Below are 12,341 nucleotides of genomic sequence, written 5' to 3'. Positions count from 1 at the left end.
AATTATTAAATACAAGCATCTAAAATCAAATTTGTACACATGAAAATTTTAAAAATGATCGCCTTGTTGGCTCTCCCTAGTGCGGTGATGGCACAACAGTCGGATTTCAGTATTGAGGGGAAAATACAACAAGCCAAAAAAGAAGGACAGGTATTTATGTCTATCCGTACTCCGAATAGTCAGGTATTAGACTCTGTAAAAGTAGATAAGGGTAGGTTTACTTTTAAAGGGCAGGCAAATGGACCTACAATGGTTTATATTGTATATGATCAGGAGAATAAAGGTTGGGACAAGATCGGGTACAAAGGGGACATGGTTGGTATTTATGTCGATAAGGGAAAAACGACAATCACTGCAAAAGATTCTGTTAAAACAGCCGTTATAAAAGGTTCGTCGTTACAGGATGCTCACGCAGCGTATAAGAATCTTATCAAGGAAGCCGAGGACGGAATTAATGCGATCAATCTGAAATACAGCAGTGCTACTGCAGAGCAACGCAAAGACGATGCTTTCGCTGGGCCGCTTCGGGAGCAGTATATGAAATTTGCGGAACAGAAGAAACAGTTGCAACAAGACTATATCGCGAAGAATCCAAACTCTTATTTCAGTTTATTGGCGATTCAGGATCAACTTTATGCTGGGGCCGACATTTTAACTTTGGAACCTGAATTTAATAAGCTTTCGGCATCCGTACGTAGTTCGGAAAGTGGAGAAGCTTTCGCGAAGCAGATCACGGCAGCTAAATCAACTGCGGTTGGGGTACTTGCACCAGACTTTACACAGCATGATGTCAATGACAAACCTGTTAAGTTATCTGATTTTAGGGGTAAATATGTTTTGTTGGATTTCTGGGCGTCTTGGTGTGGTCCTTGTCGGGCAGAGAATCCCAATGTTGTAGCAGCATATGATAAGTTTAAGGATAAAAATTTTACTGTATTGGGTGTTTCGTTGGATCAACCGGGCAAGAAAGACAATTGGTTGAAGGCTATTGAGGCGGACAAATTAAGCTGGACAAATGTAAGTGATCTTAAGTTTTGGAATAACGAGGCGGCTAAGCTTTACGGTGTCCGCGGTATCCCGCAGAACTTCCTGATCGGTCCCGACGGGAAGATTGTTGCTAAAGACCTGCGTGGCGAACAATTGCATGAAAAATTAGCAGAGCTATTGAAATAACATGATGACGAGATTAAAGTTTATTGCACTAGGAATAGGAACGATTTTATCCTTGTTTTGTGTTTTTGCTCTTCGTGCTCAGACAACTTCTAAGGTTGTTTTTGTAGGAAAAGTTGACCCGAGATTTGATGGTACCAAGATCTATCTTTATAACAATATTACCGGCGATAATGATACAGCAACTGTTACGAAAGGAGCTTGGCAAATAGAACGACCATTTACGGTAGCCACCAGGCACATGTTGGCCGCTGAGGCGGAGTCTAAAAAACATGGCGGTTACGCACCCTTTGGTATTCTGGTTGATGCTCCAGTAACAATTCACATTGCGGGTGATCTGGAGTCTTTCTATACCTCCAAGGTTTCGGGATCCAAAGCCCATGATGTACTGAATCAGTATTTCACACTTATGCAGACTAAGGGGACGGATGAAGCTGCGGTGATTACGCAGGTCGTTGCTCAAAATAACAATTCTTTTGGAGCAGCTTTTTTATTGGACCGCCATGGAAAGGCCATGAAACCGGAGGAAGCCTTAAAGGTTTATGAGGGACTGACGCCTGCTATCAAGCAATCCTATTATGGTAAATCTGCCGGCAATCAAATTCGTGGAGCTTTGTTGTCAAAAGAAGGAGCTTTGGTGGCGAATTTTTCGTTGCCAAATGAAACCGGTCAAAAGATTGACTTCGCTTCTATGAAAGGTTCCTATGTGCTATTGGACTTTTGGGCTTCTTGGTGTGGGCCCTGTGTCGAAGAGTTTAAAACACTCCAGGAGATTTACGGAAAATATAAGGGTAAATCGGCGTTTGAGATTTTAAGTATTTCTACTGATAAGAGTGAAAATGCATGGAAGAATATGCTTAAAACCCAACAATTACCTTGGATTCAGCTGCACGATATTCCGGCGGACAATAGCATTGCAGTCAGTCGATTTGCTGTGACAGCACTACCCACGACTTTCCTGATAGATCCGAATGGAAAGATTCTTGCTAAAAACCTAAGGGGAGAGGAATTAAAGACTTATTTGGTTAAGCTATTCGGTTACTAACCGCTCCGTTAGCCAATTTTAAGCGTAAGCGTCAGCATCTGAAAATGCTGGCGCTTTTTTGTCTTGAATAATTAAAGGAATGGAAACTATATTTCTTCTGATATTATTAGGCGTGTCTTATTGAGAAAAGAAAGCTGGTGTAACATCATGTTCTATCCCGTTTTATTGGATATTTCTATTTAATTGATTGTTTTGCAGCCTGTTGTTGTGGTTTTTTATATTTTTTTAATTTCTTAATTATTTAACATTATTTTACGAATTTTCCGTAGCAACATTGATATCTTTATTGCGACAATATATAAACGGAAATTTATGAGACTAACCTATACCTTAGTTTTGTTTCTTGTACTTTCAGCCATAAGCTCTATTTCCTATGCCCAACAGAGGCTTACAGGTGTAGTTGTTGATGCCAAAGACAAAGCCAAACTCCATCAAGCGTCAGTTGCTTTACTTAACCCAAAAGATTCTATTTTAATTAAGTTCGATCGAACAAAAGAAAATGGGACTTTCCAAATTGCCAATCTGGATACAGGTATTTATAAAATGGTCGTGTCCTATCCGCAATATGCAGATCTCGTGAAAGATATCCATATTACAGCACAAGGTCTTGATCTTGGCATGATATCGCTGTCAAAGGCAGCATTACTTTTGGAGGAGGTACAGGTCAATGGACGAATTCCAGTCGTTATTAAAGGAGATACGATAGAGTATGATGCCGGAAGTTTTAAGGTTGAGAAAGATGCTAAGGTTGAAGACCTGCTCAAAGTGCTTCCCGGTATTACGATCGATGGGACAGGGAAGATTACGGCGCAGGGAAAAGAGGTAAAAAAGGTACTGCTTGATGGGGAGGAGTTTTTTGGGGATGATCCAACCCTGATCACCAAAAATATTCGGTCGGATATGGTGAGCAAGGTACAGGTATACGAAAAGAAGTCAGATTTGGCTGTTCGTACGGGTGTGGATGACGGAGAACGTACACAAACTATTGATATAAAACTCAAAGAGGATAAAAAGAAAGGGATGTTTGGTCAGGCAATCGCTGGTGCAGGAACAGATAAGTATTATGGCGGGAAAGTCATGCTCAATAAGTTTAAGGGAGCGCAGAAGATTGCCGCTTATGGTATTTTGGCCAATGATGGCATGGTAGGTTTGGGCTTTGAGGATAGTCAAAAATATGGTGTGGGTGGAAGTGGCAATGTGCAGATGATGGATGGTGGAGGTATCATGATCTCTTCCAGTGGAGACGAAACTGATGGTGGATGGGATGGCCAATACAGGGGTGGAGGTGTGCCTAAAGCGTTGAATATGGGGGTAAGTTATTCCGATAAATCTAAAAATGATAAGCACAAAATTAACGTCAATTACAAACGCAGTCAGATCAATGTTGATAATACAAGTACCTATAATGCGCAGAATAACTTGCCAGAACGGGCACAAATAGACAGTAATACAACCAGAACGGAAAATGAAAACAAAGCAAATGTTGCTAATTTGAGATATGACTATAAGTTGGACTCGTTAGCTGATTTGACCGTGAATATGGGCTTTAATAAATCCAATAGGGATAATATCTCTGAGGCGGAAGCTTATCAGAAAACATTGAGTGGACAGCCGATTACAAATACCATATCGCGTACGGATCTGAATAGTGATCAGGATAAATTCAATGTGAATGCTATCTTGACCCGACGGTTTAAAAAAGAACGTCGCTCCATCACATTTAATGTCAACGCAAATACGGATCGGAACCTTTCGAAGACACAGTATTTTTCGGAAAACTATTTTGAAAATAGCCGGCGTACCGACACAATCGATCAATTTAAAAAAGATGAATTCAGAAATAATACTTATGGCGGTTCGGTAACCTATACAGAACCTCTTTCGAAAAAGATTACAGGATCAATAGGGTACTCTTTTTCCAGCAATAAATCTGAGACACTCAATCAGGCCTTCAATAGAGATCCTATCACACAAAAATATACCGTGCTGGATGAAAGTGTATTGAATGATTTTAATTTTTCCAGTTTAAAAAATAGTATCAATACTTCGCTGAACTATAAAACAAATGACTTGACAGTCAATCTGAGTAACCAAACAGAATTTGAGGCTGTGAAAAGGATATATAATAATTTAAATACCGTATTGCAACGTGATCAGACTTCTTTAAGGCCCTCACTTTCGGTAAATTACAAAATTTCTAAAAGTAAAAACATCGGTTTCCGTTACAGTGGACAGACTGCTCAGCCTTCATTGACACAGATCGAACCACTCAAACAAAATGCCCAACCGCTCGTAGAATACTTGGACAATCCAGATCTGAAAGCTGGTTTCAATAATTCCTATTCTGTCAATTATAACTCTTATAAACAGCTAAAAGATCAAAATATGTATTTCTATGTTGGCGCTTATCAGGGAAAACGCAATATTAATAGTAGTGTGCGCTATAACTTGGAAGAGGGTACCCGACAAATCTCCTATGTCAATATTGATAAGGATAATTGGTCTGTGTATGGAGGTGGAAGCTATAGTTTTCCGATACAAAAGAAATGGGGATTAAAGATGAATCTTGGTATGGACCTTAACTATAATAGCCAGTATAGTTATCTTTCTTTATTGAATCAAGAACCACAGCTAAACCGTAACAAAACTTGGAGCGTAGGTCCTAATATAGGTTTTAACCGTTATAAAGCAAATAAAATGGACTTTTATGTTACATTGAGTCCTGGCGTAGAAAAAATGGATTCCTATTTACAGCCTGAATTGAATCAGACAACATTTAAATTCAATTCTTATTCGCAAGTCACCTATTACTTACCCAAAGACTTTAAAATTTCGCTATCCATGCAACAGAATTATCAGGCTGCAACAAAGACTTTGCAATCCATTAACATGATGAACATGAATGGCTATATCTCTAAAAAGTTCTTAAAGGACAAATCTTTGGAAGCGCAATTATTTGTCAACGATATATTAAATAAAAATATTGGAGTGCGTCGCTATCAAGATGGTACGGCATTTATCCAGACAAGCAACAATGTATTGCGTCGTTATGGGATGTTAAAAGTGATCTACAATTTTACAACAATGAAAGGAGATGCCAAATGAGGAAGCAAATAATATTAATGATGTGGCTTTTATGCTTGTCCGTCACTACCATACAGGCACAGCATGCATTCTTTCCGAACAGTGGTACTGTGACTTTCGAACGGAAATTTCATGTGCAGAATTACTTGAAACGAACTTATTTAAGTAAGCCAGATCTGGATACCTGGGATAAACTGGGGGTAGAGAATGCGGTCAAAAATGGACCTGTTGAAGTGATCACACATCATACGTTGAAGTTTTATGATACCGAGACTTTGTTTGAAACCGTACAGGAAGATTACCCCACTAACTATCGAAATGTCTCCTGGTATAATCCGGCATTGACTGATTCAAAAACTTATTTGAATTTCAACAACCAAGAATTTATCAAATTATTGCCTTTTGGCGATGAACAACTGTTGATGAAGGATTCTCTGCCAACAGTGAAATGGAAGTATACTGATGAGTATCGTAACATCGCCGGCTATGATTGTAGGCGAGCAAATGGAATCATACAAGATTCAATCTATGTTGTCGCATTTTTTGCGGGACAGATTCCGATATCAGGGGGGCCAGAATTAATCCATGGGCTTCCGGGCTTGATCTTAGGGATATCTATCCCCAGTATGAATATCAATATGTTTGCAACGAAGGTCGAGATCACCAATACTCCAGTGTCCAATGTACTTACCAAAAAGAAGAAAGTTGTTGCCGAATCTAAAACGGAGGTTATAAAAAAGTTAAAAGATACTGTCTATGATTGGATGGATGAGAAAGATTTTAAGAAGAGATTACAGAATGTCTTATTCTAATCGCTCTTGGCTTGGTATCCGTAGCTAAAGCAAATCATTAAAAGGGAATAGAAATACCGGATGGCTTGTGAAAACAAAGAATGCCTGTCGCAAAAGACAGGCATTCTTTGTTTATGCTATATTTTACGTTTAACTAGCGTACGGTGCTACCAACTTTGATCGCTGTATCCGGTTTGACGAAATCCAATCTACCATCAGCATCTTCGGCCATCAGGATCATACCCTGTGAGGTAATGCCTTTGATTTCACGAGGTTCTAGATTTACCAAAATTGAGACCTGGCGTCCGACAATCTCTTCTGGACTAAAGAACTCCGCAATACCAGATACAACGGTGCGTTTGTCAATACCTGTGTCTATTGTTAATTTTAGTAATTTCTTTGTTTTCGCAACTTTTTCAGCTTCTAAAATTGTCCCTACGCGGATATCCATTTTGACAAAATCGTCAAAACTAATATTTTCTTTAGCAGGGGCGACTTTCGCGTTGTCTGCGCGGTTTTTTAGCTTCGCTTCCGCAAGTTTGTTTAATTGAAACTCCACTTGTTCGTCTGTTATCTTATCAAACAACAATTGGACTTCACCCAACTGATGACCATCCTGAATTAGGCCTTCGTTACCTGCATCGTTCCAATTTCCTTGCGGAAAATTGAGCATTTCAAATAATTTGATTGCTGTTTTTGGTAAAAATGGTTGTGCCAACACGGCAAGGTTAGCAACAATCTGAGACGCTACATTTAGGATCGTTTTTACGCGCTCCTCGTCCGTTTTGATTACTTTCCAAGGTTCTTCATCAGCCAAATACTTGTTTCCAAGGCGTGCCACATTCATAAACTCCGCCAGCGCTTCACGGAAACGGAATTGCTCCAGTGATGATTTGATAGACGCCGGATAGGATTTTAACTCATCCAATACCGCTTGATCCACTGCTGTTAATGGAGATCCACTTAATACCTTACCATCGAAATATTTATGGGAAAGTACCATGACACGATTGACAAAGTTACCAAAAATCGCTACTAGCTCGTTGTTGATCCGCGCTTGGAAATCCTTCCAGGTAAATTCAGCATCCGAGGTCTCAGGTAAAATAGAGGTTAATACATAACGTAATTCATCCTGTTTGTCTGGGAATTCCTGTAGATACTCATGTAACCAAACAGCATGGTTTCTGGATGTCGATAACTTATCGCCTTCCAAATTAAGGAATTCATTTGCAGGTATATTTTCTGGCAGGATATAGTCTCCATGAGCATGAAGGATCGCCGGGAATATGATGCAATGGAATACAATATTATCTTTTCCGATAAAATGGATCAATGTTGAATCGTCCGCTGGATTATCATGGGTTTTCCAATAGTCTTCCCAATTTTTTCCGTGGTCGATTGCCCACTGCTTCGTTGCAGAAATATAGCCTATTGGTGCATCCAGCCATACATAAAGTTTCTTTCCCTCTGCTTCTTTCAGAGGAACATCTACCCCCCAGTCCAAATCTCGGGTCATGGAACGTGGCTGCAAACCGGACTTGAGCCAAGACTGACATTGGCCAAAAACGTTGGATTTAAGAATGTTTTTCTTACCCTCGATTAACCATTTTTCCAACCAAGGTTGATATTTATCCAATGGTAAATACCAATGCTTCGTTTCTTTTAATACGGGAGTCTTCCCACTTAATGTGGAAATTGGGTTGATCAGGTCTGTTGGACTTAGTGAGGTACCACATTTTTCGCATTGGTCACCATAGGCACCTTCGGATTTACAGTTTGGACAGGTCCCGGTAATATAACGGTCCGCCAAAAACTGATGGTACTCTTCATCGTAGTATTGCTCCGAAAATTTCTCGACAAATTCACCTTTATTGTATAAGTTCAGGAAAAAATCTTGCGACAGTTGGTGGTGAATCGGTTCGGAGGTACGGTGGTAGATATCGAAAGAAATGCCAAACTCTTCAAAGCTTTCTTTGATTTGTTTGTTGTATTTATCAATGATCTGCTGTGGCGTAATACCCTCTTTTTTTGCGCGGATGGTAATGGCTGCACCATGTTCATCCGAACCACAGACATAGACCACATCTTTTTGATTTAAACGCAAATAGCGAACAAAAATATCACCTGGAATATAAGCTCCGGCAAGGTGTCCGATATGTAAAGGACCATTGGCATACGGTAATGCCGAAGTAATTGTATAACGTTTTTTATCTAGAATACTCAATGCTTGAAAGTATATTAAAGTTTTTACTTGTTTCTTTCACAAAGATAATTCAATTTGCGGTATAATACTAAGATAAATTTGTTGTCTCCTCATCCATTGAAAATTTTTATTGGAGGAAACCATCATGAGTTGGAACAAATTACTTTGGGCTAAAATTGAAATGAGTTGGCTAATGATCTCTTCATGGTCATAAAGGATCAAATTATATATGAAACATAATAAATATGTCTAAAATACCTGATTTTCTTAAAGAAGGCGACAAAGTCGCCATCGTTTGTCCTGCAAGCTTTATCCGCGGGAATATTGATATGGGGATTGAAACATTGAAGAGCTGGGGGCTTGAAGTCCTGGTGGGGGAGACAGTAGGGACATCTTATCATCAATTTGCCGGCGATGACCACTTACGTGCTGCAGACCTCCAATGGGCCCTGGATGATCCATCCATTAAAGCCGTATTTGCTGCCCGAGGGGGCTATGGTTGTGTTCGGATTGTCGACGAGATCGATTTTTCTACGTTTGAGCAGCATCCCAAGTGGCTGGTTGGCTTTAGCGATATCACAGTATTGCATAGCCATATTCAACGTAACTATAAAATTGCGACGATACACGGGCAGATGCCCAAATCTTTTGAATCAGGAACCAAAGCTTCCTTGGAAACATTAAAAAATGCGTTGTTTGGTGCTTCCACAGACTTTAGCTATGAACAATCTGTATTCCCAAACCGTTCCGGTGAGGCTGAAGGCAAACTAATTGGTGGAAATTTGGCTATTTTATTGTCTGTTTTGGCGTCAGACTCAGATGTCAAGTATGCAAATAAAATTCTTTTCATCGAAGATGTGGGTGAAGCTTATTATTCTGTGGATCGGATGCTGTGGGCGCTGAAACGTGCTGGCAAATTCAAAAAATTGAAAGGTCTTATTGTGGGCAGTTTTTCATCCATGAAAGATAACGATCCTACATTTGGACAGACCGTAGAGGAGATTATCTGGGATAAAGTCAAAGAATATGATTTTCCTGTCGCCTTTGGTTATCCAGCAGGACATATAGATGATAACCATGCATTGGTATTAGGCCGGAAAGTGAAATTAGTAACGAGTGCCGATAAAACGGAGCTCATCTATTTATAGCGGTTAATCCTATCGACAATTAAATAATTTTGTCCCGGACAAAACTATTTAATTGTCGATATTTTTATATTATCCCGAATGTACAGGAATAACCATCATGGCTGCCTGGCTTTTCCAAGCCATTTTTTGTGCGATACTGGTGTTGAAAATCCGGCTAAGTAACCCTTTGTCGCGATGGAACGTAACCATCATATCAATGTGGTTTTCATTAATATATTGATTGATGCCAACTGCAATATCCGAGTGTAAGATATAGCTGTATATGGGATGGTAGGGGGCCAGCATATCGTTCATAATGTTAATCTCAGTGCTGACAACTTTACTGGCAGGATCTTCCTTGGTCACGTGAACCACATAGACCTCACTCTTTCGGAGTACTTCAGCTGCATTGATCAGCAGCCGGTCTAACTTAAGCTTCACTTCTTTGAGATTGGTTGCGATCAGCATCTTTTTAGGAATTCTGAATTCGGCTTTGGCAGGTACAACCAATAACGGCGTGTGGCAATTCTCAATTAATTTTAGTGTGTTACTACCCAAGAGAAGCTTTTTAAAACCACTTTTTCCAGCAGTTCCAACGACAACAATATCGATATCTTCCTCAGCACAAGTGCGGTTGACACCATAGCTCAATTCATACTCCTCCAGTATCACTTTCCATGCTATTCCCTGTGGAAAGAGTTGCATAAGGTCTTCTTGCCACACATTGAGATCTTTTTGTTTTTCTTCTAGTATATCCAAATTGCTGATGACAACAGGCTCTGTTCCAACCGTTGGTATAACCTCATAAGTATGGTACAACACAACCCTTTCTATGCCCCAAAGTGGAGCTAATTTTGCGGCATATTGAGCTGCAGCATAGGCATTGTCCGAGAAATCTGTTAACAAAAGAAGATTCTTCATAATAATTTTATAATCGGGTCTATGAGACTTAAATTACGTATTTAGTATCATAATTGCAATATTTTTCTATCAGCATCCCTATTTTTCTCTAAATGTACTGTCCCATTTGGACTTTCTTTCCCGCGCTCGAATCGATCAGTTTTGTTGAATTTCTTAATCTATATCAAGGGGAAGTAACACATTTTGACCTAATTTTGTTCTCATGAAAGGTGGATAAAGCGCATAACATGAAGGAGAAAGTTCACCGATACCACCGTAGCATAAATGGGTACTAACTCGCGAATGAAATGAGTTTATTTATATAATTAAGAAATAAGCGCAAATCAATAACCGAGCGAAGTGAGCTCATTGATACCGCTGAAAATAGACACAAATCAATAACCGAGCGAAGTGAGCTCATTGATACCGCTGAAAATAGACACAAATCAATAACCGAGCGAAGTGAGCTCATTGATACCGCTGAAAATAGACACAAATCAATAAAATTTGATTATTTTAGAAAGATCAATCAGTAATTAACATTTTAATACATTATAATTTTCTATTTATGGCAATTTGGAATTCATTGGGAAAATATAGGGATACAGGTTTGTTGATCCTCCGCATCGGAGTGGGAGTCATGATGATTATGCATGGTTTGCCGAAGTTGCAAGGAGGTCCTGAGCTCTGGGCGGGGGTTGGAAAGGCCATGGGCAATATGGGCATCAATTTTATTCCGACATTTTGGGGCTTTATGGCCGCGGCTACGGAAACTATTGGTGGTCTTTTCTTACTATTGGGCCTTTTTTTTAGACCTTCAGCCTTGTTACTTGCTTTTACCATGGTTGTTGCTGGATTGATGCATCTTTCAAAAGGCGATGGAGTCTCTGGCGCATCTCATGCCATTGAATTGTTCTTTGTATTTCTGGGACTCGTGTTTATCGGTCCAGGGAAACATTCTGTAGACAAGAAATAGATCCTGTACATAGAAATCTATGTAAAATGGCAGCAACCCAAAAAGACAAAAGTATATCCTGAATATTGAATATTCAGGATATACTTTTGCCCCAGCCCTTTATGCTATTTATGATTTATCCATCGGAATAACTAATAAGTTTGCCGCGCCATTCCAAGCGATTTTTTTGGATATACTTGTTTTAAATAAGCTCGCCAGTAAACCTTGTTTCTTGTGAAATGATAGGATGAGGTCTATATGTTTCTCTTTCGCATATTCCGCTATTCCCAATGTAATATCGTCATGACTGATGTAATCATAGATTGGTTTATATTTGTCCAACCGTTCATGCAAATATTTTAATTCTTGTGCCAAATCTGCGGCGGAGCCTTCTTTCTTCGCAACATTCAAAACATATAACTGCGCTGAAAAAGTGTCGAGGACTTGATCCAGATTAAACAAACTCAGTTTTCTGTCAACTTCTTTCAGGTCAGTGGTTGCCAATACATTTTTTGGAACCGCCGGATTTACCTTATGGGAGACAATTAACATCGGTTTATTGCAGATGTCCATTAGGGTAATGGCATTGCTTCCCACCAGGATCTTGGCGAAACCAGTCTGTCCTGTTATCCCTAATGCGACAAGATCAATATCTCCGGATTTACAGAGGTCATTTACACCTATTGGGAGATCGACATCTTCCATCTTGTGGGACAGTGTCACTTGTGCTGGAAAGAGTGGCCCGATTAGCTCCAACCAGGCATTTAATTCTTTCTCTTTGGCCTCTTTAACTTCGTCATTAACCACAACAATAGGTTCATTGTTTACAATTGTTACACTGTTATAAGTATGGTAAACAATAACTTTTTCAGTTTTCCAAGCCTCTGCACATAAGGCCACTTGTTTTGCCGCTAAAAGTGCATTTTCTGAAAAGTCGGTTAGAAGCAGGATACGTTTCATTGTGATATCGTTTTAAGGGTAAAATCCATCATTATCCAGACTCTTATTTTATAGATTCTGACGTTGTGAAACAATTGTCAGTGCTATTTTTAAAGTCTCTATGTGT

The 12,341-nt window shown here is 39.5% G+C and carries 9 protein-coding genes; 6 read left to right on the top strand and 3 right to left on the bottom strand.

The annotated features are described in order from the left end of the window. Positions 1 to 39 precede the first annotated feature (39 nt). The 4 genes from DFQ12_RS21790 (at position 40) to DFQ12_RS21775 (ending at position 6,111) form a co-directional block, all read left to right on the top strand. The gene (locus DFQ12_RS21790; RefSeq protein WP_120261179.1) at positions 40 to 1,173 is read left to right on the top strand and encodes a TlpA disulfide reductase family protein; all 1,134 of its coding nucleotides are present in this window, start codon (positions 40 to 42) and stop codon (positions 1,171 to 1,173) included. Position 1,174: 1 nt separating this feature from the next. After that, positions 1,175 to 2,215, top strand: a complete 1,041-nt coding sequence (locus DFQ12_RS21785) for a TlpA family protein disulfide reductase (RefSeq protein ID WP_120261178.1) — start codon at positions 1,175 to 1,177, stop codon at positions 2,213 to 2,215. A gap of 312 nt (positions 2,216 to 2,527) precedes the next feature. After that, a complete protein-coding gene (locus DFQ12_RS21780) occupies positions 2,528 to 5,320 on the top strand; it encodes an outer membrane beta-barrel protein (RefSeq protein WP_120261177.1) in 2,793 nt (930 codons plus the stop codon). 17 nt (positions 5,321 to 5,337) lie between these two features. Beyond that, complete coding sequence (locus DFQ12_RS21775) at positions 5,338 to 6,111, top strand: GLPGLI family protein (protein ID WP_244211819.1); 774 nt, start codon at positions 5,338 to 5,340, stop codon at positions 6,109 to 6,111. Between the two features lie 133 nt (positions 6,112 to 6,244). Here DFQ12_RS21775 and metG read toward each other — a convergent pair whose 3' ends face one another. Beyond that, positions 6,245 to 8,314, bottom strand: coding sequence for a methionine--tRNA ligase (gene metG / locus DFQ12_RS21770; RefSeq protein ID WP_120261175.1), 2,070 nt, complete (start codon positions 8,312 to 8,314; stop codon positions 6,245 to 6,247). Between the two features lie 224 nt (positions 8,315 to 8,538). On the opposite strand from metG, the gene DFQ12_RS21765 reads away from it, so the two are divergent. Then, positions 8,539 to 9,441 carry a S66 peptidase family protein gene (locus tag DFQ12_RS21765; protein WP_120261174.1) on the top strand — a complete coding sequence of 301 codons (903 nt, stop codon included), beginning with the start codon at positions 8,539 to 8,541 and terminating at the stop codon, positions 9,439 to 9,441. Positions 9,442 to 9,510: 69 nt separating this feature from the next. On the opposite strand, the gene DFQ12_RS21760 is transcribed toward DFQ12_RS21765, so the two are convergent. After that, positions 9,511 to 10,341 (bottom strand): universal stress protein, encoded by an 831-nt coding sequence (locus DFQ12_RS21760; RefSeq protein ID WP_120261173.1) that lies wholly within the window; start codon positions 10,339 to 10,341, stop codon positions 9,511 to 9,513. A gap of 547 nt (positions 10,342 to 10,888) precedes the next feature. Between DFQ12_RS21760 and DFQ12_RS21755 the strand changes: the two genes are divergently transcribed. Next, entirely contained in the window at positions 10,889 to 11,296 is a 408-nt protein-coding gene (locus DFQ12_RS21755) for a DoxX family protein (RefSeq protein ID WP_120261172.1), read from the top strand. A gap of 108 nt (positions 11,297 to 11,404) precedes the next feature. Here the strand turns inward: DFQ12_RS21755 and DFQ12_RS21750 are convergent, their stop codons facing one another. Continuing rightward, positions 11,405 to 12,235, bottom strand: a complete 831-nt coding sequence (locus DFQ12_RS21750; protein WP_120261171.1) for a universal stress protein — start codon at positions 12,233 to 12,235, stop codon at positions 11,405 to 11,407. Positions 12,236 to 12,341: the final 106 nt, after the last annotated feature.

The sequence above is a fragment of the Sphingobacterium detergens genome, from assembly GCF_003610355.1.
GTDB lineage: Bacteria > Bacteroidota > Bacteroidia > Sphingobacteriales > Sphingobacteriaceae > Sphingobacterium > Sphingobacterium detergens.
The sequence above is the reverse complement of the archived record's forward strand: the minus strand, read 5'-3'. Positions and strand labels throughout refer to the sequence as shown.